The sequence below is a fragment of the Arthrobacter sp. MYb214 genome, from assembly GCF_002979865.1.
In the GTDB taxonomy this organism is placed as follows: Bacteria; Actinomycetota; Actinomycetes; order Actinomycetales; family Micrococcaceae; genus Glutamicibacter.
In genome coordinates, this window is record NZ_PCPZ01000003.1 from 41,446 (window position 1) to 67,074 (window position 25,629).

At 61.2% G+C, this 25,629-nt stretch carries 29 protein-coding genes; 8 read left to right on the top strand and 21 right to left on the bottom strand.

The annotated features are described in order from the left end of the window. Window positions 1-21: 21 nt before the first annotated feature. The gene (locus tag CQ012_RS08970) at window positions 22-1,056 is read right to left on the bottom strand and encodes a LacI family DNA-binding transcriptional regulator (RefSeq protein ID WP_105656329.1); all 1,035 of its coding nucleotides are present in this window, start codon (window positions 1,054-1,056) and stop codon (window positions 22-24) included. Between the two features lie 239 nt (window positions 1,057-1,295). Between CQ012_RS08970 and CQ012_RS08975 the strand changes: the two genes are divergently transcribed. Together CQ012_RS08975 and CQ012_RS08980 are read left to right on the top strand one after the other, a co-directional pair. Beyond that, complete coding sequence (locus CQ012_RS08975) at window positions 1,296-1,973, top strand: metal-dependent transcriptional regulator (RefSeq protein ID WP_105662148.1); 678 nt, start codon at window positions 1,296-1,298, stop codon at window positions 1,971-1,973. Between the two features lie 291 nt (window positions 1,974-2,264). After that, on the top strand, window positions 2,265-3,137 hold the full coding sequence (locus CQ012_RS08980; protein ID WP_286134624.1) for an HNH endonuclease family protein: 873 nt from the start codon (window positions 2,265-2,267) through the stop codon (window positions 3,135-3,137). Window positions 3,138-3,425: 288 nt separating this feature from the next. Here CQ012_RS08980 and CQ012_RS08985 read toward each other — a convergent pair whose 3' ends face one another. The 6 genes from CQ012_RS08985 to CQ012_RS09010 all read right to left on the bottom strand — a co-directional run bounded on the left by CQ012_RS08985 (window position 3,426) and on the right by CQ012_RS09010 (window position 9,924). Further along, complete coding sequence (locus CQ012_RS08985) at window positions 3,426-4,301, bottom strand: metal ABC transporter permease (protein ID WP_105661959.1); 876 nt, start codon at window positions 4,299-4,301, stop codon at window positions 3,426-3,428. After that, on the bottom strand, window positions 4,298-5,053 hold the full coding sequence (locus tag CQ012_RS08990) for a metal ABC transporter ATP-binding protein (RefSeq protein WP_105656326.1): 756 nt from the start codon (window positions 5,051-5,053) through the stop codon (window positions 4,298-4,300). The genes CQ012_RS08985 and CQ012_RS08990 overlap by 4 nt, the downstream gene beginning before the upstream one ends. Continuing rightward, window positions 5,050-6,006, bottom strand: coding sequence for a metal ABC transporter substrate-binding protein (locus CQ012_RS08995; protein WP_105661960.1), 957 nt, complete (start codon window positions 6,004-6,006; stop codon window positions 5,050-5,052). Before CQ012_RS08995 ends, CQ012_RS08990 begins: the two co-directional genes overlap by 4 nt. A 113-nt stretch (window positions 6,007-6,119) precedes the next feature. Beyond that, window positions 6,120-7,085, bottom strand: coding sequence for a formimidoylglutamase (gene hutG / locus CQ012_RS09000; protein ID WP_105661961.1), 966 nt, complete (start codon window positions 7,083-7,085; stop codon window positions 6,120-6,122). A 78-nt stretch (window positions 7,086-7,163) separates the two neighbouring features. Next, complete coding sequence (locus CQ012_RS09005) at window positions 7,164-9,125, bottom strand: SH3 domain-containing protein (protein ID WP_105661962.1); 1,962 nt, start codon at window positions 9,123-9,125, stop codon at window positions 7,164-7,166. A gap of 145 nt (window positions 9,126-9,270) precedes the next feature. Beyond that, window positions 9,271-9,924 (bottom strand): peptidyl-tRNA hydrolase, encoded by a 654-nt coding sequence (locus tag CQ012_RS09010; RefSeq protein WP_105661963.1) that lies wholly within the window; start codon window positions 9,922-9,924, stop codon window positions 9,271-9,273. A 147-nt stretch (window positions 9,925-10,071) separates the two neighbouring features. Between CQ012_RS09010 and CQ012_RS09015 the strand changes: the two genes are divergently transcribed. Continuing rightward, a complete protein-coding gene (locus tag CQ012_RS09015) occupies window positions 10,072-10,341 on the top strand; it encodes a hypothetical protein (RefSeq protein WP_105661964.1) in 270 nt (89 codons plus the stop codon). 124 nt (window positions 10,342-10,465) lie between these two features. Here the strand turns inward: CQ012_RS09015 and CQ012_RS09020 are convergent, their stop codons facing one another. Continuing rightward, window positions 10,466-11,275 carry a hypothetical protein gene (locus tag CQ012_RS09020; RefSeq protein ID WP_105661965.1) on the bottom strand — a complete coding sequence of 270 codons (810 nt, stop codon included), beginning with the start codon at window positions 11,273-11,275 and terminating at the stop codon, window positions 10,466-10,468. 503 nt (window positions 11,276-11,778) lie between these two features. On the opposite strand from CQ012_RS09020, the gene CQ012_RS09025 reads away from it, so the two are divergent. Next, entirely contained in the window at window positions 11,779-12,570 is a 792-nt protein-coding gene (locus CQ012_RS09025) for a MerR family transcriptional regulator (RefSeq protein WP_105661966.1), read from the top strand. A gap of 47 nt (window positions 12,571-12,617) precedes the next feature. Here CQ012_RS09025 and CQ012_RS09030 read toward each other — a convergent pair whose 3' ends face one another. Then, a complete protein-coding gene (locus tag CQ012_RS09030) occupies window positions 12,618-12,824 on the bottom strand; it encodes a helix-turn-helix domain-containing protein (protein ID WP_105656318.1) in 207 nt (68 codons plus the stop codon). A 227-nt stretch (window positions 12,825-13,051) separates the two neighbouring features. Here CQ012_RS09030 and CQ012_RS09035 point away from each other — a divergent pair, with 227 nt between their 5' ends. Beyond that, window positions 13,052-13,534, top strand: a complete 483-nt coding sequence (locus tag CQ012_RS09035; protein ID WP_105656317.1) for an Lrp/AsnC family transcriptional regulator — start codon at window positions 13,052-13,054, stop codon at window positions 13,532-13,534. 74 nt (window positions 13,535-13,608) lie between these two features. Here the strand turns inward: CQ012_RS09035 and CQ012_RS09040 are convergent, their stop codons facing one another. Then, window positions 13,609-14,802 carry an MFS transporter gene (locus CQ012_RS09040; protein WP_105661967.1) on the bottom strand — a complete coding sequence of 398 codons (1,194 nt, stop codon included), beginning with the start codon at window positions 14,800-14,802 and terminating at the stop codon, window positions 13,609-13,611. A 14-nt stretch (window positions 14,803-14,816) separates the two neighbouring features. Beyond that, window positions 14,817-15,221: an arsenate-mycothiol transferase ArsC gene (locus tag CQ012_RS09045; protein ID WP_105656315.1), complete on the bottom strand. Its 405-nt coding sequence runs from the start codon at window positions 15,219-15,221 to the stop codon at window positions 14,817-14,819. A 188-nt stretch (window positions 15,222-15,409) separates the two neighbouring features. Here CQ012_RS09045 and CQ012_RS09050 point away from each other — a divergent pair, with 188 nt between their 5' ends. Then, window positions 15,410-15,637, top strand: a complete 228-nt coding sequence (locus CQ012_RS09050; protein WP_105661968.1) for a hypothetical protein — start codon at window positions 15,410-15,412, stop codon at window positions 15,635-15,637. Between the two features lie 91 nt (window positions 15,638-15,728). On the opposite strand, the gene CQ012_RS09055 is transcribed toward CQ012_RS09050, so the two are convergent. The 3 genes from CQ012_RS09055 to CQ012_RS09065 all read right to left on the bottom strand — a co-directional run bounded on the left by CQ012_RS09055 (window position 15,729) and on the right by CQ012_RS09065 (window position 19,707). Beyond that, on the bottom strand, window positions 15,729-17,252 hold the full coding sequence (locus tag CQ012_RS09055; RefSeq protein WP_105661969.1) for an APC family permease: 1,524 nt from the start codon (window positions 17,250-17,252) through the stop codon (window positions 15,729-15,731). 151 nt (window positions 17,253-17,403) lie between these two features. Then, window positions 17,404-18,276, bottom strand: coding sequence for a universal stress protein (locus tag CQ012_RS09060; RefSeq protein WP_105661970.1), 873 nt, complete (start codon window positions 18,274-18,276; stop codon window positions 17,404-17,406). A 3-nt stretch (window positions 18,277-18,279) separates the two neighbouring features. Continuing rightward, window positions 18,280-19,707, bottom strand: coding sequence for a flavin monoamine oxidase family protein (locus tag CQ012_RS09065; RefSeq protein WP_105661971.1), 1,428 nt, complete (start codon window positions 19,705-19,707; stop codon window positions 18,280-18,282). A 106-nt stretch (window positions 19,708-19,813) separates the two neighbouring features. Between CQ012_RS09065 and CQ012_RS09070 the strand changes: the two genes are divergently transcribed. Next, window positions 19,814-20,461, top strand: coding sequence for a TetR/AcrR family transcriptional regulator (locus CQ012_RS09070; protein WP_105656310.1), 648 nt, complete (start codon window positions 19,814-19,816; stop codon window positions 20,459-20,461). Between the two features lie 2 nt (window positions 20,462-20,463). Next, on the top strand, window positions 20,464-20,685 hold the full coding sequence (locus tag CQ012_RS09075; protein ID WP_105656309.1) for a LapA family protein: 222 nt from the start codon (window positions 20,464-20,466) through the stop codon (window positions 20,683-20,685). On the opposite strand, the gene CQ012_RS09080 is transcribed toward CQ012_RS09075, so the two are convergent. The 7 genes from CQ012_RS09080 to CQ012_RS09110 all read right to left on the bottom strand — a co-directional run bounded on the left by CQ012_RS09080 (window position 20,682) and on the right by CQ012_RS09110 (window position 25,566). Further along, a complete protein-coding gene (locus CQ012_RS09080; protein WP_038993331.1) occupies window positions 20,682-20,870 on the bottom strand; it encodes a hypothetical protein in 189 nt (62 codons plus the stop codon). The genes CQ012_RS09075 and CQ012_RS09080 overlap by 4 nt on opposite strands. A 163-nt stretch (window positions 20,871-21,033) precedes the next feature. Then, entirely contained in the window at window positions 21,034-21,405 is a 372-nt protein-coding gene (locus CQ012_RS09085; protein ID WP_105656308.1) for a hypothetical protein, read from the bottom strand. Window positions 21,406-21,764: 359 nt separating this feature from the next. Then, on the bottom strand, window positions 21,765-22,010 hold the full coding sequence (locus CQ012_RS09090) for a hypothetical protein (RefSeq protein WP_105656307.1): 246 nt from the start codon (window positions 22,008-22,010) through the stop codon (window positions 21,765-21,767). Between the two features lie 200 nt (window positions 22,011-22,210). Next, on the bottom strand, window positions 22,211-22,699 hold the full coding sequence (locus CQ012_RS09095) for an Lrp/AsnC family transcriptional regulator (protein WP_105661972.1): 489 nt from the start codon (window positions 22,697-22,699) through the stop codon (window positions 22,211-22,213). 151 nt (window positions 22,700-22,850) lie between these two features. After that, window positions 22,851-24,107, bottom strand: coding sequence for an MFS transporter (locus CQ012_RS09100; RefSeq protein WP_105661973.1), 1,257 nt, complete (start codon window positions 24,105-24,107; stop codon window positions 22,851-22,853). A gap of 7 nt (window positions 24,108-24,114) precedes the next feature. Beyond that, entirely contained in the window at window positions 24,115-25,239 is a 1,125-nt protein-coding gene (locus tag CQ012_RS09105) for an NAD(P)/FAD-dependent oxidoreductase (RefSeq protein WP_219844357.1), read from the bottom strand. 9 nt (window positions 25,240-25,248) lie between these two features. Beyond that, window positions 25,249-25,566 carry a bifunctional 3-phenylpropionate/cinnamic acid dioxygenase ferredoxin subunit gene (locus tag CQ012_RS09110; protein ID WP_105661975.1) on the bottom strand — a complete coding sequence of 106 codons (318 nt, stop codon included), beginning with the start codon at window positions 25,564-25,566 and terminating at the stop codon, window positions 25,249-25,251. Window positions 25,567-25,629 lie beyond the last annotated feature (63 nt).

Sequence of the window (25,629 nt, forward strand, 5' to 3'; positions counted from 1 at the left end):
TTTCGTTCCTTCCATCCTCGCCTATGCGCCGGTGGCGGGTTGCGTTGGGGCCAGCGACTCACGCGCGGTGAATCGGCTGATGAATTCTTGGGGCTCGGGGCTCTTGCCCGCCATGACGTCCTGGAGCGCGGTGACCGCGGCGCGGCCCATGCTGGTCAGGTCGTGGCTGATCGTGGCGATCGGCGGATCGTGCATGAGCATTGCATCCACCTCGTCGAAGGTGATCACCGAGAGCTGCTTCCCGATCCGGATGCCGGCTTCGCGCCACACGGTCAGTGCGCCGATGGCCATCGGCGCATCGGCGATGACCACCGCGGTCGGCTGCAGTTCATGGCCCAGCAGCCAGCGGGCGCCTTCGGCACCCGAGGCGGCGCGGAAGTCGCCGGCAAAGTGCAGGGCAGGATCGGTATCCAGGCCGTTGGCGGCCATCGCCGAGTCGAAGGCGCTGTGGCGTTCGCGGGCGGTGGATGCGTGGTCCGGGCCGCCCAAGAAAGCGATTTTGGCGTGGCCCAGGGCCTTCAGCCGCGCGATGGCTTCTTCCAGGGCGCCGGTGCTGGAGGCGGTGATGGATGGGATGCGAAGCTCGGGCAGGGTGCGGTCGACGAAAACCAGCGGAGTGCCCGAGGCAATGATGCGCTGCATCATCTGGCTTGGCCGGTCGGCGTCTTCATCAAGGCCCTGGGGAACGAGAATCAATCCGTCAACGCGGCGCGAAAGCATCGCGGCGAGGAACTGGTCCTGCTGTTCGGTGTCCTCGTTGGCATTGCCGATGAAGGTCATCATTCCCGCGGCGTGGGCCTGCTGCTCGACGGCATGCGCGAGATCGGAGAAGTAGGGGTTGCGCACATCGGATATCAGCAGCGCGATGGTGTCGGTTTTGGTGGAGCGCAGGGAGCGGGCCTGGGCATTGGGCACGAAACCCAAATCCTTGGCGACAGCTTCCACTTTTTCGCGGGAAGCGGCCGAAGTGGCGGGGTGGCCGGATAGAACGCGCGAGGCAGTCGCGGAAGATACTCCGGCTGCAAGTGCCACATCCTTGATGGTGACAGCGTTCATGTCGATAAGCCCCTTTGCTTACGTGTAATCGATTCCATGGAATCGATTACACAGTTTTCCGCACAAAGAAATTTAAGTCAATACGCTGCCCCTGGGCCTCGGATAATCCTTATCCGTGGAGCAGAATTTTTAGGCTCGTGACTAGCCGCTTTCAGTTGTCAGAGGTCTCCAGCCCGAATTGCCCAATAATCAAAGTCACCTCGCGACCAGCTGGCCCGATGGTCGCTAAGATGGTGCTTGTGTCGGTCAACCAGCTTTCAGATAGCGCCCAGAACTATCTCAAGATCATCTTCGGTCTCAACGAGTGGTCGAGCGATCCGGTAACCGCCAGCATCATCGCCAGCAAATCAGGCATGAAGCTCTCCACGGTTTCCGGCGCCCTGGGCAAATTGCGCCAGCAGGGCCTGCTCGACCATGCGCCCTATGGCGCCGTAACGCTGACCGAACTGGGACGCGAGTATGCGGTGACCATGGTGCGCCGCCATCGCCTGATCGAAACTTTCCTGGTGCAGATGCTGGGCTACCGCTGGGACCAGGTGCATGACGAGGCCGAGAGCCTGGAGCATGCGGTATCCGATTTCATGATCGAGCGCATCGACAGCTTGCTGGAGCACCCCACCCGCGACCCGCACGGCGACCCCATCCCGACGGCCGAAGGCCGCATTTCCATCCCGCAGGCGTTCAACCTGAGCGAAGCCAGCGATGACGCCCAGGTGGTTGTCGAACGCATCGCCGATGACGATTCGCAGCTGCTGCAGTATTTCTCCGATCATCGGATCGTTGTCGGCGCGCAACTGCGCATTACCGCTGGCGAGCAATTCTCCGAGACAGTGAATGTCCAGGTCTGCTCAACTGGCGAAACCCTGCGCTTGGGTTCGCGTGCAGCCGCGGCCGCATGGGTCTCCCTTCTCCCCTGAATAGCCTTTCCAGGTCCTGGTCAACGGCAAGCGGAAGGCCCGTGGCATCGCCGCGTCCCTGCACCCAGGGTGCTGATTGTCCGGCCAATAGTCTAAAGTGATGATCAACCAGGGATACTGCAATGTACAAGTTTTACATGGGGGTACATTGCAGCATTCTTGGCGAACTCCTGCGCTCACACTCTCTTGAAAGACATCACCTTGCCAAGAAAACTCATTGCTGCGCTCTGCGCTGCAGTTTTGGTGCTCGCTGGATGCAGCGCACCGGCAGAACCCTCGGCACTTACCGGGATGGATCCCGCACCGGTTGAAGACCTGCTGGCAACAGATCGGCCATTGCTGGTTGAACGGGCTGCCACCAGCAGCAAGAAGGTCCTTCCCGGGGCGAAGCTCAAGGGCCCCAAGGCCACCGCAATGCTCAAGACCCTGCCGGTAAAGGGCAAGGCGGCCGCCACTGGGTACAACCGGAACAAGAAGTTCGGCAATGGGTGGAAGGACTTCGACAAGGACAAATGCGATGAACGCCAGGACACCTTGTCCCGGGACATGTCCAAGGTGAAGTTCAAGGACCGCAAGAAGTGCACCCTAGCTTCGGGCACGTTGCATGACAGCTACACCGGCAAGAGGATCAACTGGAAGGTCAAGTCAGGCAGCGTCGACATTGACCACGTGGTTTCCCTGAAGAACGCGTGGATCTCCGGCGGCCAGAAGCTTTCCCAGGCCCAGCGCCAGGCTCTGGCTAACGACCCGCTGAATTTGATGGCCGCTGATGCCTCTGCCAATCGCCAAAAGGGCGATAAGAACACAGCTGAATGGCTCCCCAAGAACAAGTCCTTCCGATGCCAGTACGTAGCCACCCAGATCAGCGTCAAGAAGAAGTACGCGCTGTCGGTCACCAAAGCCGAAAAGCAGGCCATGGCCAAAGTGCTCAAGAGCTGCCGCAACCAGAAGGCCGCGAAAGTCACCACGATCAAGCCTGCCGGTTCCAAGCCCAAGGCATCACCGAAGAAGGACGTGCACAAGGCTCCTTCCGTGGTCAAGGGCACCGTGCATCCGGGCGCTTACTGCAAGCAGGCAGACAAAGGAAAGCGCGGCAAGTCCAAGGCCGGCAAGCTCTACACCTGCAAGACCGACGCCAAGGGCAAACTGCGCTGGCGCGCCTAATGCCGCTTGCAGGTCCCGATCGAGCCAACTGATTCAGCTGCCCATCCGGGCGCAGCGCAGGGCAGCGCCCTTCCAGTTAGCAGGGTGGTCGGGTGGAGGTTCAAGCCATGCGCCGGATCGCCCGGATCCGGATCCAGCCATGAATCGAGAGGACTGCCGCAGCGTTGCCGGCCATGGGAAGTACGCTGATTCGCTGATGCGTGCATCCATTGCCCATCAGCTGTCGCCGGCGAGCGCACGTCTCACACGCCATTTTCCTTTCAGCTGCGGGAAACTTGCCACCGCCTTCTACGTGTTCGCCGCAAGCGCCTTGCGCCGCCCCTTGCTGGCCAGCCGGGTGGCAATGAGTCCTTGCTTCGGACTGAACAGATAGGCAATTCCAAAAATCGCCGCCTGGGCCAGAACCACCATTCCGCCGGTTGATGCATCGAGGTAATAGCTCATGTAGACACCCAGGATTCCTGCACAGGCTGCGAGGATCGGTGCGATCAGGAGCATCTTCCCGAATCGATCGGTCAACAGGTAGGCCGTGGCGCCGGGGATGATCAGCATGGCAACTACCAGGATGACGCCCACCGCCTGCAAAGCCACAACAGAGGTCATGGCCAATAGCCCCAGGAGCACCGCGCCGATGATCCGCGGGCTCATCCCCAAGGCATGTGCGTGCGTTTGGTCAAAGGCATAGAGGGTGAAGTCCTTGCGCTTGAGAATCAGGATGGCGAAGGTGATCGCGCCAAGCACCAGGACCTGCCACAGGTCATTGGCCGAGACGCCCAGCAAATTGCCGAAGATGATGTGGTTTAGATCCACATGGCTCGGCGTGACCGAGACCAGCACCAGCCCGATGGAGAAGAGCGTGGTGAAGACGATGCCAATGGCAGCATCTTCCTTGAGCTTGGTGGTGTCGCGGACTCCCCCGATCAGGGCCACCGCGAGGAATCCGAAGACCAGGGCACCCAGGGCAAAGGGAGCACCCACGATGTAGGCCAGCACGACTCCGGGCAAGACCGCATGCGAGACTGCATCGCCCATCAGCGACCAGCCAATGAGGACCAGCCAGCAGGACAGGACCGCGCACAGTACGGCGGCGATGATCGTAACCAGCAGGGCGCGCACCATGAAGGTGTAGCCCAGCGGCTCAGCTAGCAATTCAATGAGGTTCATTCCCCGCCTCGCTTCATGGGATCCAGCCCGAAGGCCAGGGCCAGGTTTTCTGCCTGCAGCACGAGATCCGGATGGCCATGCATCAGCACCTTGCGCATCAGGAGCACCGCTTCATCGGCAAGTTCCGGAAGCGCGTGCAGGTCGTGGGTGGAAATCAGCACGCTGCCGCCTTCATCAGCAACTTCGCGCAACAGCTTGGTGATCGTTGCTTCGCTGCGTTTATCCACGCCTGCGAAAGGCTCATCGAGCAGCATGATATTGGCGCCCTGGGCAATGCATCGGGCGACGAAGGCACGCTTTTTCTGGCCTCCGGAGAGCTGGCCGATTTGCCGGTTGGCAAAACTGGCCAGCTCCACCCGTTCGAGGGCTTCATCCACGGCGGCGTGGTCCCTCTTCCTGGCTCTCCTGGTCCATCCCATTTGCCCGTAGCGCCCGGTCATCACCACTTCACGCACCGAGATCGGGAAGTTCCAATCCACGGCTTCGCTTTGCGGCACGTAGGCAAGCTGCCCGCTTTTCCGAGCTTGCAGCGGGTCGGTGCCGTTGATGCGCACGCTGCCCGTGTCGGGCTTGATCTGCCCCATGATGGTTTTGAACAGCGTGGATTTGCCCGAGCCGTTCATCCCGACCAGGCCGCAGACCCGACCGCGGCCCAACTGCAAGGAGGCATGGTCCAGGGCCAGCACGGGGCCGTAGTGGACGGTCGCGGCCGACACATCAATTGCGAGGGCATCGCTGGGCTTCGCGTTCATGGTGTTCCGCCTTTCAAGGCACGGGCGATGGTTCTGGTGTCATGCGAGATCAGGTCCAGGTAGCTGGGTACTGGACCACCAGGCTCGGATAGCGAGTCCACATAGAGCGTTCCGCCATAGGAGGCATCGGTGGATTCGACGACTCGTTGCATGGCCGCATCGGAGACCGTGGATTCGCAGAAGACCGCAGGAACATCGTTTTCCCTGACAAAGTCAATCGCCGCGGCGACCTTGCGCGGCGTAGCCTGCGATTCCGCGTTGACGGCCCAGAGATACTTTTCGGCCATGGCGGTATCCCGGGCCAGATAACTGAAGGCCCCTTCGCAGGTAACCAGTACCCGCTGGCGTTCGGGGATCTCTGCCAGTGCCGCTTCGAGCTCGTCGTGGACCTTTTGCAGTTCGGCTTGGTAGGCCTTGGCGTTGTCCCGGTAGTCGCGCGCATGGGCCGGGTCCAGTTCGGTAAATGCATCTGCCATGCGGTCCACGTAGATTTTCACGTTCAATGGACTCATCCACGCATGCGGATTGGGCTTTCCCGCACCTTCTTCCTGGACGATATCGATGGCCTCGATCCCCTGGCTGACGGTGGCATGCGGAGCGTCGTTGCCTTCGACGAATTGCTGGAACCAGGCTTCGAGGTTCAGACCGTTATCGAGAATCAGGTCCGCATGCGATGCCCGGCGCAGATCATCAGGGGTAGGTTCGTAACCGTGGATCTCCGCACCAAGACGGGTAATGGATTCAACGCGCAGGTGATCACCTGCGACATTCTGGGCGATGTCCTGCAGGACCGTGAAGGTTGTCAGCACCACCGGCCGGTGGTCTTGGCTGTCGGCGGGCACGGCACTTTGGCTACCGCCGCATCCAGCGAGCGCGAACAGGCATGCCAAGCCAGCGGCCAGCCAGCCTGCGCGTTGCCCCGCACGTGATCGGGGCTTGAGGGTTCGCACCATTGCACACCATTCCAAATCTCGCCATGACGATTAGTTCGTCCCCCTCAATCATAATGTTTGAGGGGTCGAACATTGCAAGTTCGCGTCGGCAGATTTCGGTGCGCCCTACTGCATCAGACCCCCAGCAGGGTATTAACCAGCCTGGCTGCGGTGCGGGCCGTTCTTCCGTCAATATCCAATGATGGATTCAATTCGACAACATCGACCAGCGCCAGCTTGTCACTGCGCGCCAGCATCGCGCAGACCCCGTGGATTACTTCCAGCGGCACCCCGAATCCGGCAGGGGCGCTAACCCCGGGGGCGACCGAGGCAGGAAGCACATCCAGGTCAATGGTCAGGTACAGCTTGTCTACGCTCTCCATGAAGTCGGCAACGAAGGCCAGGACGGAAGGCAGCTGCCCGGCAGTGCACTGCTCGTCAAGCAGGTAGCGCACTTCCAGGGCGCGGGCCTGCTCGAAGAGGACCCGGGTATTGTTCGGTTTGCTGATGCCCACCACGGCATAGTTGAAATCTTGTCCCGCCGCCTGCAGGTCCTTGGCAATATCCAGGAAAGGAGTGCCGCTGCTCCGCCGCGGAGCACTGCGCAGATCGAAATGCGCATCCAGATTCAAGATGCCCAGCCGAGTTCCAGGCTCTTGGCTGCAATGCCGGAAAAGGCCGTTGAACGAACCGTAAGCCGTTTCATGGCCGCCGCCGAGCACGACTGGAAGCATCCCTCCTCCGAGCAAAGCGCTCACCGACTGCGCCAGCCGCTCCTGCCCTGATTCAAGCTCATCGCCAGATACTGCGACATCACCAGCATCAATCAGGAGCCGTGGCTCGTGGATAGCAAGGGAACCCAAGGCGGCACGCAGCGCCTGTGGTCCTTGCGCCGCCCCGGCCCGGCCCTCGTTGCGCAGCACGCCGGCATCCGAAGCGAAACCGAGCAGCGCTGCCGGTCCCCGCCCGCTGGACTGGTCGTCAGCCTTGCGGTTGATTTGCTGATGCCATCTCAGGTGCTGCTCGCCGGCACCGTCATTGCGCCCGCTCCACGTAGCCGCTGCCCGGTCAACAGCCAATTCCGGCTTAAAATTCTCCATAGTTCCAGCTGACCAGAGACACCGCGAGTACGCTATGCCCCCTGCGCATCTTCGTCTGAAACACCAGACAGCAGCAGATTAGCGGGTTCGCAGCGCCCCGTAGTCCAGCGGACCTCCCGTGGCCGAGTTGCCGTAGACCTCCACATGGATGTGATCCATATGCATCGTGGTGTCATTCCAATTGCCGGTGAACTGGTTTCCGTACTTTCCTGATCCGGAATACGGCGTCCAGCCTGTCGTGGGAAGCCAAATCCGGTCTTGCCAGATCAGGTAATAGATACCCAGCTGACTGCGGTTATCCAGCAGGAACTGGGCCAGCTTCTTGCCCTGGGCAACCCGCTGCCTGTTCTTGTAGTCGCGAATCATCAGGTCCACGGCCTTCCCGGAGCTGTGCCCGGCAGAGCCGCTTCGAATGGTATGAATGGCGCTGATAGTATCGCCGGTCTTCCCCTGCAACGCAGCGATGACGCGCTGCGCATCGGGTTGCAACGTTCCCGGCTCATTTTTGGAAAGGTAGTTTTCCTTGACCCAGCCGGTGGCCTGGGGAGCGGCGACTTGCGCCCATCCGGAATCGCTGCGCAGGTAGGCGACTTTCTGCCCCGCTGGCAGCACGGCTTTGCTCTGGTGGCTGATTCCCGCGCCGGCGCGGAGGTTCACGTTGGTTGTGGTCCAGCGGTATTCGGCTTTCGGTGCCGGTGCCGGTCGCGGCGCCTGCGGTTTGCTAGTAGCAAGATAGCCATTGCTGATCCATCCGGTGCCCTGCGTTGAGGCAACTCGCGTCCAGCCATTGGCCGTTCCCAGGACGCTGACCTGCTGGCCCTTGGAGATGACCGCCAGTGATTTATGGCCGGTGGAGTACCCGGAGCGCAGGTGCACATTAGCCGTCGTCCAGCGCTTGGCCTGCTTCAGCGGCGTGTAGGCCTTGGCCACCAGTACGCTTGATGGAACCCATCCCATCGTCTTGGAAGTCTTCACTCGCGCCCAGCCATTCGACGTGCCGTGCAGGGTGAGCTTGGACCCCGCTGGCACGGTCCCCAGGGACTTGGCAGAGCCCGAAGCGCCGACGCGCAGGGCGGTATTAGCCAGGATCCAGCGAGCCGATGGGTTGGCGGGCTTGTAGGCGGTGCTGGACAGGCTAGTGCTAGGCACCCAGCCGGTGCCGCGCTGGGACTTGATCTGGGACCAGGAACCTCGGGTTGCGTACAAGCCGACTTTTTCACCCGGCGCAAGGCTTCCAAGGGATGGAGATGAGCTGCGATTGGACTGGCGCAGGACGCTGCTGCTGATCAGCCAACGGTTCCCGATCGTTTTCCGGGTTGCTGCCGGTTGCGACGACAGCTGCTTGGCCGGCAGCCAGCCGCGTTTTCCGGCAGAAATGGCATAGGTCCACGAGCCTGACGTGCGCAGCCACTCGACTTTGGCTCCAGCTGGAACACCCGCAACGCGTGCCGCTTTGGCAGAGGCGGACTTGCGCAGCACTTGCGCGGTTTTCGCATACCGGTACACCGGCGCGGGCATTGCGGTAGACAGCTGGCTGGTGGGCACGAAACCGGTGATCTTGCCGATTCTGATCCGGCTCCAGGAACCGGTTGCGCCCAGGCGCTGGACCTCGGCTTTGCGCATGGCCCCGGTCAAGGCCGCGGATGCCGCCGATGCCTTCTTGCGCACCGGCTGGAAGGAAATCAGATAGCGCACGGCTGAGGTCTTGGGCTTTGCCGGCGCCAGCGCTTTCGGCGTTGCCAGGTACTTGGCCGAGACCCAGCCGGTCTTCTTCATGTAGCTCGCTTGCACCCAGCCCGATGAACCCTTGGACGCGAGGAGCTTGGCACCTTTGGGAATGACTAGCAGCGACGCGGATCGGGCCGATGGCGACTTGCGCAAATTCAGGTTGGTGGTGGTCTGCTTGGCAATTGCCGGAGGAGCGGCAGCGAGTTGCGCCAGGCCGGCTGGAGCCTGCGTTGAGGCGCTGGCGCCAGCTGCGGTCCCGAAGGACAGCATCAGGACCAGCAGCAGGCCCAGTACACGTTTAGAGAATTTCAATGTCAGTGCTTTCGAGCAAGGGCATATTGCCGTTTCCTGCGGCCCACGGAAGTGCACAGCGATCCGCTGTGGTGACAATTGCTGTTACCGCCAAGGAAATCATGACACAGGCATGGCGGTTTCACCGCGCTTGGATTCTAAGGTTCTAGCGTGCCTTGGAAATAACGAAAGCGGTGACAGATCCGGGTTCGATTTCAGTTCGCCCGGCATCCTGGATGACAGGTCCAGCGGCCTGCCGCGACAAGCGGTCGAATTCCTTGCGCGGCAGGTGCTTGATGCCCACCGGAGCATGGGCGTGGAGCCACGCTTCGACCTCTTCCGCTGGGGATTCTGTCAGCCAGGCGAACAGCGCGTGCGCTGCCTGCGCCGCGGCCTTGCCTGTGGACATGTCCAAGGATTTGTTCAGCACGATGCTGATCTGCGCATCCAGGACTTCCTCCGCTTTTGGAAGCTGCGTGCCGGAGACCTGCAACTTGGCAATCAGCTTCGGCAAGTCCGCGGCCGGCAATGGAGGCAAGCCAACGGCTCGGGCCTTGCCCACTTCACTGACCATTTGCTCAGGGAACATCTCCAGCACCTTGGCGAACATCTTGGGATTAGCCCGGCGTACCGATTTGGCGTAGGCCTGTGAAGCCCACTGCTGCCAATCCGGGTTCTGCGGATCTTGCAGATAGGCAATCACAGCTGCTCGCGCCACCGCTGACAGACCCTCGTCCTCGCTCGACGGATCCTCCTTGTCGATTCGCAGGATGATGGGCTGGACCAGTTCTCCGGGGTCGCGATCGCGCAGTTCAGTCATAGTCTTATTCTATGGCGAGTGGTGGCCCTGAAATACTCGGAGCGGACTAGCAGTGCCCCGACTGGCGAAGCCGATTGCTCCCCGGCTTCCACCGCGTGCACAGCGCGGCATTGCGCCATGTTCCAATGCTTGGCTTACTGCTGGCCTATGGGCCCGAGCACTGGTGCTTCGGGGAACGGCAAGCTGACCAGCAAGCTGATTCCAATCACCTCCGCGAACACCACCGTTTCGCCAGTGGGCGTGCAGTTCATCGAGCCCACGGTACGTACCGATGGGCTGGGCACCGTGCTGCTCGATGAGGCTGTCGGCAAATCGTGGTGGACCCTGCTGTTCCGGGCAACGATCCAGCGGAGATCCTGCCGGCGCGCACTCTTGCCAACTACGAGGAGCTGGGCGCGCCTGGTGCCGTTGTCCTAGAAATCCATTACGGATGGCCCGCAAGCCTTTGATGCTGTCTTGGCAGCAATGAACTTCCAGGGTGCAGTTCGCGTCGTTGCGGATATTTGGCCAGCACCGGCTAACTAGCGGCTTGGACTCTTGCCTAGCGCCGCCGCACCTTGCGAACAATCAGCAAGATGACACTGGTAAGCATGGCCGTCGCCAAGCTGACCAGCAGCGGAGTCTGCCACGGAATTTCCAGGACACTTCCGGTGAATTGTTCCCAGAAGGAGCCGACGGTCTTCCAGCCAGTGGTCTTCGATCCAATAACTCTGGCCGCGCTTTCCACGACTGCCGGCATCATCCATTGGATAGCCAATGCGAAAACCCACATCAGCAAGTTCATGATCCTCGAGAACCCGACGAATCCCAAAATGAGGCCGAGGATCAGCGGCCCGGAATACCAAAGGTAAACGTAGTACGACTGGGCGCCCGCAACGAGCGATGCGATGATCTGCAGCCAATAGCTCACGCCCACAGTGAGCGTTGCATAGAAGAGCACCGCTATGGGCAGCCGCAATTTAGTGGCCAGGAAATACCAGGCTTGGCTGACCAGCAGCAGGCCACCGAAAACCCAAAGATGGCGAATCGAACCTGGGGAGAGTTCCCCGTCCAAGAGCCCCGGTTCGAATGCGTGGAGTCCTTGGAACCCCAGGCCCAAGAGTCCCAGGACCATGCCCACGGCAGTCACGATGGCAAAGCCGGTGCGGCTATATCCAATGCGTCGGGCAAACCAGCTGCCCCAGAGGGTGATCACGGAGAAAATCACCAGTAGCCCTTGGGCGTCGTCGCTGGCATGCGGGAGAATTGAGCGGTCTTCCTGACCGATCCATAACCACGGCAACACCACGATCGCAGTGATCAGCAATCCGGCGACCAATTGCATCCACCAGTTTTGCCAGACGCGCCTCATTGAACCCACTCTTACTCCTCGGTGTACCTACGCGCTCATTGTTCCAGAGCCAGAGCGAAGCATCGCGAATGCCGGCAGGCGTTTCCTCCAACTCGCTCGGAGCTTGTGATTCGAACGTCAGCGATTTTGGCAGAAATGCCAGATGGCCCGTGGGCATTCCACCCAACTGGAATGCCCGCGAGCCATCTGGACTATGTCTTCTACCTTGCCTTGGCGTGGGTGGCCAGGGCTCCTTGATCCCGTAAATGCAGATGGTTTACGTCATCAGGCGGTCCTCGTTGATTTCGGCGGTAACCTGTTCAACTTCATCTACCAACAGTGAACTACACATAGATCACACTGTGCAACAGGCGTGCTAACAACTAGTCAATATGATCAATCATGCAAGGAATATTCCGTTATTATTCGCCATTTTGCCGTGAGATCTGAATCACAAATTTTGATCAGGAAATGCGGCTGGGACTATTGACCTTGACGTTGCGTCAACCATTAGCGTGGTAGCCATGAAGGATTCAACTAGCCACGAGCCGGCAGTTCACCACTCGATTGCGCATGTCTCAAAATCCGCTGGCATCAGCAGCCGTACCTTGCGGCACTACGACCAGATCGGCTTGCTGAAACCTGACTACGTGTCCGCCAACGGCTACCGGTTCTACACCGACGGGCAGCTGGTCCGGCTCCAGCAGATTCTCCTGCTCAAGCAGCTGGGCATCAAGCTGGAGACCATCGCTGAAATCCTGGACGAGCAACGCGATGAACTGGCCGCGCTGAGCACACATAAGGAACAGCTCCATAGGCAGCGTGCGGCGCTGGACCGGCAGATCGCGGCCTTGGAGCACAGCATTTCAACACTAACGACAGGAGGAAACATGGAACCGGAAAAGAGCTTTGACGGCTTCAACGAGCAGTACAAGCAAGAGGTCGCCGAACGCTGGGGCGCCGACGCGTATGAAGCATCGAATCGCTGGTGGCGTTCCAAAACCGGGGACCAGCAAAACGCATTCATGGAAGAGGTGAAAATGCTCAATCAGGATTGGATTATGGCGGGCAAGAATTCCGTCCCAGCGGACAGCTTCGAAGCCCAGGAATTAGCGGCTCGACATGTGCGCTGGCTCCAGAGCGCCAAGGGCACCCCGCTGGATTCCGGCGATCCGGCACAGCACAAGGCATATATCTGCAATCTCGGCGAGATGTATGTCGCTGATCCGCGGTTTGCAAAGAACTACGGCGGATACGCGGAGCTGGTTCGCGACGCATTGCGGATCTTTGCAGAACGGGCTATCGAGCTGGACTAGGCTGTGGCTGTTCCCGATGGACTCGGGAACAGCCAAGGGCACCGCATTCAGCTCTGGGATTCGTTCGCGATATCGTCGCGGGCCTGCGCATAGCGTTCTTGGATATAGTTCTCCAGTGCAACGCGTTCCACGCGCCACATGCCCCGCCCGCCAATTTGGATGGCCGGCAGCTCGCCGCTTTTCACCAAAGCGCGGACCTGGGGCAGCTTCACATTCAGTTCCTCTGCCACGTCTTCCAACCGCAAAAACCTCATATCAACAGGTTACTGTGATTAGCGCCCATTTGATCTCAGCCTGGTTATTTTGTGGATAAAAGATGGCTTTTCGCCCGAGCATTCGCCCTGTTGACCCCAGTAGCCGACTTGCACGCAATAATATCGGCCAATCCGCGCAACACATTTGGGATTCACTGGTCATATTGACTAAAATCTAGGTTGGTACTTATGCACGCGCAACACAACCTGTCTCAGGAGACCACCACATGAATTCGGATACGTATCAGCTCGATGAAACCGACCGGCGTATCCTTCTGGCACTCGATGCGGATCCGCGTGTGCCGATCATGATGCTGGCGCAGCAGCTGGGCCTGGCCCGCGGCACCGTGCAGACTCGTTTGGAACGCTTGGCCCATTCAGGTGCGTTGCGCCCGAACACCGCGCGAATCCTCCCTGCGTCCATGGGCCGTGGCGTCAGCGCTTTCGTTAGCGCTGAATTGAACCAGGCCAGCTTGAATGAGGCCATCGCCGCACTGCGCCAGATTCCCGAGGTTCTGGAATGCGTCGCGCCGGCGGGAGACACGGACCTGTTGATTCGTGTGGCCGCGACTGACCCGGATGACCTGTACCGGGTCAGTGAAGAGATCCGCCTCTGCCCGGGCATAACCCGCACTTCCACTTCGATGATCCTGCGCGATGTCATCCCATTCCGCACTACCGAGCTGCTCAAGAAGCTGAGCCAGGACTAGCTCCCAGTATGTTGGAGTCCAATGCGTAAACGCCGTTGCCGGCACCGCAAGGTGGCCGGCAGCGGCGTTTGGCATTATGGCCTGTTTGGAACTTCTTCAAGAATGGCAGCGGGCAGATACTTGGCCGAGCGGTACACCTGCATCATGGATAGCAGGCAGAGCACGGCAAGCAGGCCAATGAATAGAGCAGGATGAGCGACCGTGCGCCACAGTGCAAAGAATGTCGGGAAGCTGAACCCGATGAAACAGCACATGTAGAACCGGCCGGTCAATTTGCCGACGTCGGCGCCGCCGGCAAGATCCAATACCTGGCTTAGCCCGGCAACCAGCAAAATGCCATTGGCCGAACCGGCTATGGCGAATGCGATAATTCCCAAGAATTCTGAGCCGCTCAGCGACACTGCGATCATCATTAGCAGTGCAGCCAGCGAGGTAGCCAGTCCAGCCATGAGCAGCTTGATCTTGCCCAAGTCATTGAATCTCTTGACGAATGGCTGGATCAAGGTGCCCATGCCCATGGTGACCGCGACTGCCAAGGTGGTGTAGAACAGGCTGGATTCACCGGCGCCGTTGCTCAGCGCCGGAACCACGGCAAACCCTGTTGCCGCCATGCCAAAGACCCATGGGGCTGCGGGCAAGACAATGCGGTAGAACCGCTGGAGGTTTGCCGGAGTCGTCACGTCGGCCTCCAGGTGATGCCCTGCCCGGTCAGTGACTCGGTCTTCTCGGGCGGTGAACATCAACAGCAACCAGGAAAGCGCCGCGGCGGCATGAACGATGTATGCCAGTTCCGGGCTGCCGCTGGTCCCGACAATTGCCCCTGAAATGACCGGTCCCAGCGCGAAGCCCAAGGACGTGCACAGCGCGGCACGAGTCGCGCCGGCAGCTCCCGGGCTAAGCAGCTTCACCCAGCTGGTGATGGCAACCATGGCCAGGCCCATGCCCAAGCCGGTCAGGATGCGTCCCGCATAGAGACCGGACTCGTGAACCGATCCGAAGATGAGCCCGAGGGATCCCAGAATGGAGCAGGCCAGGGCAAGCAGCGAAAATGGCTTGCGCCCGAACTTGTCCGCCAGCGGGCCGCCGAAAGCCAACGCCGGGATCATGCCCGCCAGGTAGCTGCCCATGACCAGCATGGCCTCGAACTCACTGAGCGCGCGGAATTGCTGGTACCAATTGATCAGCGATACGTATTGGTTGGCACACCAACCAGTGAGCACAAGGCATACGCCCGGAAGCCACCACGGAGTTGCCTTTCGGGTGGTCATGCGAACAGTGATTTCTACCGCTCCAACTCGTGGAACAGTTCACGGACGCGATCAGCAATTTCATCGCGGATCATGTTCATTCTTTCGGCACCGGTGATGCCGTCTTCACTGGGTTCGTAGGTGACCCAGCGTTCGGTCTTGATGGACGGATCGAATTGCGGATTCGCATCGGAGCCAAGGATTACCACGCGGTCAACTTGCTCGACGACGCGAGGGTCGATGGCCTTGGGCGTGCCCTGCGACATGTCCGCGCCGGCCTGCGAGAGCGATTCAACCGCTTCGTGGTTGATGCCTGAACCTGGGTTGGTTCCAGCCGAGTAGCTGGTAACTTTCCCTTCAGAAATGTAGTCCATCAATGCGGCCGCCATTTGCGATTTGCCTGCATTGCGGGAGCAGATGAAAAGTACCGAGTTAGCCATGAACCTATTGAACCATTTGCGCGCCGGTTAGGAGCCTTTGGACGAGAAGGTTGCGAAGCAGGCAAAGACCTGCCCTTGGAGAAAGCAAACAGCACTCCCGCTATAGCTAAAAGTGGCGGATTTGGCTACGGTTGGAAATACTCAGCCCAAGGCAATAGGAGAAAACGTTGCTTGCTCTACATAAGAAGATGATTGTATCCGGCGTCGTCATCGTGTTGGCAGGCGTTCTCATCAGCAGCATCTTGCCCGTCCTGGCGATGTGGAGCTTCGACTCCGGTTTTGGAAGCAGCCCTTTGGGCAGCGCGCCGCTGGCTTTCCTTAATTCATTGATCCAGAGCGCGCTCATCCCCTTCGGCGCCGTGCTGGCCGCCATCGGCGTGGCCAAGCACATGACCCGGGCCGACGCCGCCGACTAGCGGCAAGATAGCTCCTGCGGCGGCGGCACCGAACACGAAGGACCACCCGCGATTCGTTCGCGAGTGGTCCTTCTGGTTCGTTGCGCCGGTCCTACTTCAGCAGCTTGTAGGTCTTGATGGTTTCTCCCTTGAAGAACGCCGGGTGGCGCACCCGCATCCACAGCATGATGCCAACGCCCAGCAGCAGCACGCCGACCCCGAGGATGAACACCATGCCCACTCCCCCGATATTGGAGCCCGAACCGTAGTCCGGATTCATGGATTCGATGGCGGTGGCAAAGAACATCACCAGCAAGACGACGCCACCTGCCAACGGCGCCAAGAACTTGCAGAAGAAGTTCCTGGCATTGGAGAACAGTTCCCCGCGGAAGTACCAGACGCAGGCCAAGGCGGTCAGCCCGTAGTAGAAGCAGATCATCAGGCCCAGCGCCGTGATCGTGTCCCACAATGCGTTCTCCGAGAGCAGCCTGGTGACCACGTAGAACACGGCAGCGGCAGCAGCGGAGGCGAAAGTCGCCACCGACGGGGACATGAAGCGCGCGGAGATCTTCGCGAAGCTGGAGGGCAGCGCCTTGTAGTAGCCCATGGCCAGCAAGGTGCGTGCCGGCGAAACCATGGTGGATTGCAGCGAGGCCGCGGAGGAGGACAAGATGGCCAAGGACATCAGCATCGCCAGCGGGCCCATGACCGGACCGGAAAGCACCGCGAAAATTGATTCCTGGTTCTCCGGGTTGCCTGCGCCCAGGCCCGTGGTGCCCACCCCGGCCCAGTAGATCACCCCGAGGGATACGGCCAGGTACAACGCGATGATCACCAGCACCGTCCAGGTGGCACCGCGTCCGGGGACCTTCTTCGGATCGGTGGTTTCCTCGTTCATGGTCAGGGTGACATCCCAGCCCCAGAAAACGAAGATGGACAGCGAGATGCCCGCGGCGAAGGCCGAGAAGGTATCGATGCCGGCCGGATTGAACATCTGCCAGGTGATGGGTGTCGGATCATTGGGCTGGCTGGAGGTCAGGGCCATGACCGCGAAGAGCAGCAGCACCGCCACCTGGAACCCGACCAGCACGTACTGGAAGACCTTCGTGGCGTTCATGCCCCGGTAGGAGATCCAGGCGGCCACCGCAATGAACACCAGCGTGGTGGGGATGTTGACCCACAGGTTGCCGGTCAGCTCCGCAATCCACGGCTGGCCGGTGAGCTGGGCAATCAGGATATAGAAGAAGTCCACGGCCACTGCCGCCAGGTTGGAGAGCACAATCACCGTCGCAGCGATCAGGCCCCAGCCTCCCATCCAGCCGATCATCGGGCCGAAGGCACGCGTCGCCCAGGTGAAGGAGGTGCCCGAATCGGGCATGGCGCTGTTCAGCTCGCGGTAGCCCAAGGCCACCAGCAGCATCGGCAGGAATCCGGCCAGCAGGATCGCAGGCAGGCTGGTGCCGACTTCGGCCACCGTGGCGCCGAGGCCTGCGGTGAGGGTGTAGGCCGGGGCGATGCAGGAGATGCCGATAACGACAAGCCCCAGAACGCCAACGGTGCCCTTGGACAGTCCTTTTTCGTGCAGTCCGCTCTCGGAGCGTGCAGGCGGCGATGCCTGCCTCAAGTCGTGCGACATGGTGGTTACCTTAAACAATTAGCGAGGTGTGAGTGCGTCGGCCAGAAGTACCGAGCCACCTTCCGTCAGGGGTCAGATGGGCACCGTCCGCGTGCTTCGCGACGGCAAGTGCCCGGGGAACAAGGATCGTGCAGGAATGATGCGCTGCCTTCTAGCTGGCAGCCTCGAGGGTCGGGACGACGCCCATCGGGACGTTGAGCTGGCCCAGGATCCGCTGGGCCTTGGGGCCGATGAACAATCGGCGCGGGGCGGCCAGCCGGGCCGATCCCAGCAGTGCCAGGTCCCCGTCCTGCCAGGACAGCTGGGCGGCCGCTTCGTCCAGGCCGCGCCCGGAGACCACCTCGACTACCGCCTCCAGGCCCAGGGAACCGGTCAGTTCCTGCAGGTAGCTGCGGGTTTGGGCCAGATGGTCATCCAGCTCCAGCCGGGGGTCAGCCAGATCCATATGGGAGACCAGCGTGGCCACGCGCAGCGGCAGTCCGCAGGCGGCGGCGATCCGCGCCGAGAGGCCGATGACTTCCCGTGCCCCCGGGCGGTCCCCCACGAATGCGGTCAGCCTGGTGATCTTCCCGCCGGCTGCGCGCAACGTGGCCAGGGAGGCCGGCGAGGACATGAACACGGCCATCGGCGAGGAATGCAGCAGCGCATTGGCGATCGCCCCTGGGCTGAAGAATCCGGCGCGGTGGCGCTTGCGGCCGCCCAGCACGATCCCGTGGGCCCCGAATTCCTCGCCCAGGCCAATGAGCCCCTCGGCCACCGAGGGCACGGAACGGGCTACCACCGAGGTGGCGATTCCTTCCGGCACCAGGGCCAGGGCCTGCGCCGCCCAGCGGTCCACCTGGTCGGAAAGGATGGAGGAGAACCCATGGTCCCCGCCGGGGTAGACCGCGTTGAACGGGGTGGCGGCAGGCAGCACGATGGCGATCCGCAAGGACGCGTCGCGGGTACCGGCCACCAGGGCGCTGGCCAGTTCGATGGCTTCGGCACCGCGCTGGTCCGCGGTGTAACCTACGAGCAATTTCATGGCCTAGGCACTGGCCTTTTCCTTGGACGGGGTCAGCGTGGCAACGCCATCGTAGCTCTGGTCGTAGGCGGTGCCATCCAGTGCGGCGATGATGCGCGCGGCCGAGCGGCGGCCCATGCGCACCGCGCCGTCCACGTGCTGGAAGCCTTCGCCGGCCAGATCCGAGGAGGAGAAGTAGATCGGTCCGACATTCTCGTTCTGCGCCGGGCCGAAGCGGTGCAGCCCGCCCAGGTCGTAGCTGGTGGCGTAGGCGCCGCGGGTCCATTCCTCGGCGGCGAAGTCCGAGAGGTAGAAGACCTTGGGATCCAGTGCCTTCTCGCCCAGGTAGCCGGCCATGGCCTTGAGGATCACCGCGCGGCGCTGTTCCTCGTCCAGTTCCCACATGGCGTCGGCCTTCAGATCCGAGATGAAGCCGACCAGTGTGCCGGTTTCCTCCCCGGCATAGGTGTTGTCGTAGAGCTCCTGGACCAGGCTGCTCGGGCCGAAGCAGGTGCCCGACAGGCCCTCTTCGCGCCAGAACGGGGTGTCGTAGACGGCGTGGACCTTGATGACCAGGCCCATGGACTGGTGCTGGTGGGTGATCTGCTGCTTGCGCGGCAGCGCCGGGACGTAGGAAATGCGCGAGTACAGGTTCGGCGGTACCGCCAGCACGGCCTTCTTCGCCGAGACGGTCACGGTGCTCCCGTGGGCCACCACCCCGCCATCGAACCATTCGAGCTTGAGCACGGGGTTGTCCAGGAAGACGGTCTGCTGGCCCAGCTTCTCGGCCAGCGTCTTGGATACGCCCTGCATGGTGCCCACAATGCGCCGGTCCAGGATGAAGTCCTCGTCCACCAGGTTGTCGAAGGAGCCGGCCGAGGACGCCATGAGCACCGCCTGCAGCGCGGAGAAGGTGTGCGCCGGCTTGGTCAGCATGCCCCCGGCGATGAACAGGCCCACGTTGTTGCAGGCCAGCTCGTCGGCACAGTGCTGGCGCAGGAAGTGGTGGAAGGAGACCTGGTCCAGCTCCTGGGCCTGAGGGTGCTCCCACGGCTTGTCCGGGTCCATTTCGGCGGCCAGCTGGTTCATGAGTTCTACCAGCTTGTCCATTTCGGCCACGGTGCTGGCGGCCACCGGGAAGTCCTCGCCCTCATAGGCGATCCGCTCGCCTTCCCCGGTGAGGTAGACGCTCTTGCCCGCCTTGTAGCGTTCGAAGGTCTCGATGCCAAGTTCATTGATCAGCGAGTAGAGGCCGGTCTGGTCGGGGCTGATCCACTGGCCGCCGATCTCGATGGTCGCACCGTCCATGATGTCGGTCCAGGTGCGCCCGCCGACGCGGTCGCGGGCTTCGAGCACCGCGACGGACTTGCCGGCCTTGCTCAGCTCATAGGCTGCTGTCAGTCCCGATGGCCCTGCACCGATGACGACGACGTCGCGTTCCAGATGTTGCATGATCGACTCCCTTGCACATTTAAATGAATAAGGTTCATTTACCTGTCATATAGCATAGGGTACGAAGATCCAGTTGTGAAGCACCCCACGTCAGGAAGAGGTCCGCATGAGTGAAACGGAAGCCAGGCGAGCCGGGCGCCCGCGCAAGGCGGTGCTGAATCGGGAGCGCATTACCGAGCACGCGCTGGAACTTGTTTCCGGGGACGGCTACGAGTCCCTGACCATGCAGCGGCTGGCAAAATCCCTGGGCGTCTCTCCATCGGCCCTCTACAACCACGTCGATTCCAAGCACGACCTCCTGCAGTGGATCCAGGAACTGGTCATGGCCGATATAGACACCTCGGTATTCGACCAAGCCGATACCAAGCAGGCTTTGCTTCAATGGGCTACGAGCTACCGGAACGTCTTCGCGCGGCACATTCCCCTGATTCCGGTCATCGCGGTACTGCCCGTCTCCGATTCGCCGCGCACCTTGGGAATGTACGAGCGCGTTGCCGAAGCGCTGGCAGACTTCGGCATGGCAGAGAACGAGATTGTTCCGACGATTGTCGCACTGGAATCATTCATCTTCGGCTCGGCCATGGATACGGCCGCTCCGCATGACATTTTCGACACCAGCAATCACCAGGATCTCACTCCGCATTTCACCCAGGCTGTGGCCGCGCAACGCCGATCAGAGCTTGATACCAGCGACGATTCGTTCCAGCGCGGGTTGTCGGCTCTCGTTGCCGGCTTGCTGGCGAACGGAAGCTGAGCATGGGCTATCCGGAGCAGCGGCCGCCGAAGAAGGGGCTTAGCGCCAAGCAATGGGCAGCTATTGCACTGGTGATCCTCGCGGTGGTCTTCATGCTGCAGAACCTGGCCTTCGTCCGCGTTGAATTCTTCTTGATCCATTCCACGGCCCCGCTGTGGCTTGTCCTGCTCATTACCCTGGCCGCGGGGTATGCCATCGGGTGGTTCTCCAGACGGCGAGGCTAGTCGTCGAGGATTGCCCACTCCCCTACCTGCTCGTTATCCGAGTCGTAGACATCTTCCTGGGCGCCGGCAACGATCGGATACATCGTGATGTTCGTCGACCAGTCGCGCAGAATCTTCTGCAGCTCCTCCAATGGCTTGAGCTGCATGTTCTCGGTATCGAAGTTAACTTCCAAAACAAAACGCATGGCCTGCTCCCGTCCTTCCCGTTGCCGCCATCCTATGCCTGCCGGGCAAGAAATACGAGACTTGCCGCAAGCCCGGCCTCGGAGTAAGCACCTGGTCCGGAAACAGGAAAACGGGATCCCGAGTTGCCTCGGAATCCCGTTTTCCTGGAAATGCTTGCGAGAGCTACTGGCTTGCGCCCATGTAGCTCAGCGACTGGAGAGCTTCATTGCCGCCGACCTTGTACAAAGCCAAGACCAGGCCGCCGAAGACGATGCCCATGATGGCAGAAAAGCCGAGCGAGATCTTGACCAGCGAACGAACTTCGCCGCGGCTAACCTCGGCTTCATCGTTGAGGTAGCGAGCCGCGCCCTGAGTGAAGCTGGCTGCCGGGGTCAATGCGGGAACTGGTGCGGTGAGCAGGTTCGAGGCCGTATCGGTGGCTCCACCGCGCAGATGGGCAACAGTGGTGCGGTTCTTCCGATCCTGGCGGAGCTTGACGATGTTGGCGCCGTGGCGTGCCAAGAGGATGTCTTCACCGAGTGGGATCGAGGCCATTGTTGTTGCTCCTAAAGAATTAACGCTGCTGCATTTCCAGTCATATCCATCATTTCCGACCATTTATCTATTGAGAAGTGGTTTGTTCAGAACCCCACATGCCCCTGTGATGCAATCCGCATGATTCAGGGGTTAAATCGGCTTTTCCGGTGACCGGGGACATAGTTTCCCGGAATTGCGCGAGGTTAATTACCTGCCTGCATTCCGCTGGCACCTGCCGTTTATTCCCGACGCCATTTCCCGGTTCATCAGCTTTGGATAAAGACGGGGCCAGCGGCCGCCCAAGGGCCCTTGACGCGGCTGAGCCCCAGTCCGGAAATGGACTGGGGCTCAGCATCGTCAGCGCATGGGTGCAAACCCTATGCGGTCTTCAGGTCCTGCCCATCCTGCTTTCGCTGGCGCTTTGCCGCGCGGATCTGCAGTACCAGATCGTGGTTCGACAGGTCTTCCGGCGAGGCAACGCCGCGCTTCCGGGCCTTGGCAACCAGGGCCTGGCGGATTTCTGCCTGGTGGGTGCGCTTGTACCGGATCACCAGCACAACGGTTGCGATGGCCAGAACAATCAAGGTCACCAGTGCGGTGACAACAGTTGCGTCAAAATGCATTATCTTCTCGACCTCCCCATTCTTTCAGTCGCAGCTGCGGTGGGGTCCGTTGCTTGTCTGGAGAACCGATCCCCAGCTGCCAACGGGCCGCAGCCATGCTAAGAGAAGAACATCAAGTTTAGCATGTTTCTTCGACCAACGCAGGGCTGCGGGTTGTTCCTGCGAACATCGGCGAGATGGAAATCGGTCAAGAATGGGGCCTAGTACTCTCCGCTGCCGTGGCCGTGTTCGAATACCAGGGAGGTTTGGGTGGTGGCCACGGCCGGATTGGCCGAGAGGTTATCGAGCACGAACTGGCGCACATCCGAAGAATTGCGCACCGCTACGTGCAGGACGAAGTCGTCAGCGCCGCCCAGGAAGAACAGCTGTCGCACCCCCGGTTTGCTGCGCATGTCAGTAGCGAAGTTCGACATCAGGTGACGGGCTCCGGGACGGATTTTCACGAAGATCAGCGCTTCGAGCTCCCGGCCCAGAACCTGCGGATCCACTTCGATGGTGAAGCGCGAAATCACTCCCGAATCGCGCAAGGCATTCAACCGCGCCAGGCAGGTGGACGGTGCTATGCCCAGCTCCTCGGCCAGGGAGTTGTTGGTCCGCCGGGAGTTCTTCGTCAGCAACGCCAGCAGTTTGCGGTCTATGCCATCAAGCTGCGTCGCACGGCTCTCCCGTCCTGATTCGTTCATCGACATTCAGCCGCACCTGCTCCTCATTATTGCGGTTCGCTGGATTCATCATACGGCCCGATTGGCGTCGCCTTGGCGTTTTCTCGCCACCAGTTCCTGGCGCCGCGCCGTTTCGGTTTCAGTCGTTGCGCGATGCTGGAGAATCTTCGTCCAGGATCTACGGAACGCTCTTGATCTGGCGTACCAGCACGGCGCCGAAGAGGCTGATCACCACCGAGCACAGGAACAGGGTCGGGTAGCCGCCGAACCAGCTCACCGCCAGCCAGGCGATCAGCGGGGCGACCACCTGCGGCAGCGAGTTGGCAATGTTGATCATGCCCAGGTCCTTGCCGCGCGAATCGGCGTTCGGCAATACCTGGGTCAGCAGCGCAAAGTCCACCGCCAGGTAGGCGCCGAAGCCGATGCCCAGGAGCACTGCGGCGACAATGGCGGTGGCGAAGGAGGTTGCCGTCGCCAGCACGCCGGCCGCGGCGGCCACGATGACCGAAGAGATGATGACGTACTTCTTGCGCTTGCCGTCCTTGTCCGAGAGCTTGCCGGAGATCACCGAAGAGAAGATCACGCAGAAGGCGTAGATCGCGGTCAGCACCAGCACGCCCTGGGCCGGTTCTGGATGCTTGATGGCATCCTGCAGGAAGAACAGCAGGTAGACCAGGCACAGCTGGCAGCCGAGATACAGCAAGAACCGGGTCAGCCACGCCCATCCGAAGTCGGCATGCTTGACCGGGTTGATCCAGAAGCTGCGCACGAATTCCAGCGGCTTGACAGGCTCCAGTGCTCCCTTGGGCAGCGGAACATCCTGGCGCATCAGCACGAACGGAATGGAGCAAATGGCCACGGCGGTAGCGACGATGGCGTAGCCGAAGACCAGGTTGCTCGCAGCGACCATGCCGATCACGGCACCGATCAGCGAACCGCAGGTTTGGCCCAAGGCCACCAGCCCGCCAACCATGCCGCGCTGCTCTACCGGCACCTTGTCCGGGATGGCCGCGAAGATCGCAGCCAGCGCGGCGTTGCCGGCAGCTTGCATCAGCGCCCAGCCGATGACCAGCGTGCTCACGGTTTGCGAGGTCGACATCAGCAGCAGGGCCAGCGCAGCGCAGATAGTTCCAAAGAACACCCACGGGATGCGGCGCCCGAATTTCGATGTGCTGCGATCGCTGAGCGCGCCGAACAGCGGGTTGGCCACCAGCGAGACTGCCGCGCCGACGCCGGTGACCAGCGAGAGAATCGCGTTCTTCTGGCTGGCATCCAGCTGTTCGGCGTGCAATCCGAGCAGTACCTGGATCGGTGCGAAGAAGCCGACATTGATACCGATATGGACAATGACAACCGCAGCGATCCAGCCAGGGCCGACCCGTTTGGTGGGCGTCTGCAGGGCCGCGGGAACCTTCAGTGGTTCGGCTGCATTCATAAGTTTCTTACCGGCCTAACTCGCGCGGACCCGTCAGGGGGTCCTTCAATTGTTCAATGCTTGGGGTGGCTGATTTCGCAATGAGCCGTTTCGCGGCCTTGGCCATCAGGCCGCCATCGATCATCGAGGCGGACACCAATGCGCCCTTGGCGTCGAGCCCGAAGACCGTCTGGATCTTGCCTCGCCGGTTCAGGCGCGTCACGGTGCTGGCGGCCTGGCTGAAGTCGCCCACCGTTTCCACGTGCATTTCGTGGCGGTCGCTCCAGAACCATGGCACCGAACGCTTCGGTGCGGCTGTGCCCATGATGGTTGCCGCCGCTTGGGCGGCATCTTCCATGGCAGCTTCCCAGTGCACCGCACGGGGCTGGTTTTCCTCCCGGGCGACGTCGCCGATAGCCAGCACCTGGGGGCAGCTGGCAGAACGCTGCTGCGCGTCGACCACGATCCCGTCGTCGACTTCCAGGCCCAGCTGCTCGGCGAGCGCAGTTTCGGGTTCGACGCCGATGGCTGCCACGATCAGCTCCGCATCATGGCGCTGGCCATTGGCCATTGCATAGTTGGGGCCGAGCTCGGTCACCGCACCGGTCAAGGTGGCAATGCCGTGGTTGGCATGATCCGCGTGCAGCTGTTCGGCAAGTTCGTGGCCCAGCACGTGGGCAAGAGGTGCGTCGGAGCTGGAAATCAAGGTGACTTGTGCCCCGGACATCTTGGCGGTGGACGCGAACTCGGCCCCTACCAGCCCCGCTCCGATGACAAGCACCCGCTGGCCGAACATCCCCGATTCCAGGACGTCTGATATGCGGGCGGCGTCAGCTGCGCTGTGCAGGCTGAGCGCATGGTGCCCGCCGGGAACATCCAATGCCTTGGGCGTGGTGCCGGTAGCCAGCACTACCCAGTCGTCAGCGGACTGCGGCAGTTGCAGGCTTTGGACATCTTCCTGGATCAGGCCGACGCCATGGTGCTGGTACCAGGACACCGGTGCGAACGGTTCAACCTGCAGGGACTTGCTCAGCGGCGGACGATCATAGGGCAGGCCCTGGGCATCGCTGATCTTGATGGATCCGGCGTACTGCTGCTGCACCAGGTGCCGGGCCAGTGCGTACCCCGCGACCCCGCCTCCGATGATGTGCACGGAAGGCATTTAGATTTCAAGCTCCAAGAAGCCGTCCACGACGTCCACCTTGTAGGTCCGGGCGTCCACGGTGGCTGGCATGCACTGCACCTTGCCGGTTTTCAGGTCGAAGGTCGAGGAGTGGATGGGGCATTCGATGCTGCAGTCTTCGAGCCAGCCGTCGGAAAGCGAAGCGACCTCGTGGGTGCATTCATCCTGCAGCGCGTAGAAGTTGCCGTCTTCGGCGTGGAAGATCGCGATGTCTTCGCATGCGCCGCTGTCTTTGGCTTCAACCAGCAGCGATTCGCCTTCGGGGACAAGATCTACGGGACCGACTCGGAAACTCACGATGACTCCTTAATAATCACGACGTTCTCCACTAATCTTGTCACCTATTGATTGCCTGCGCCT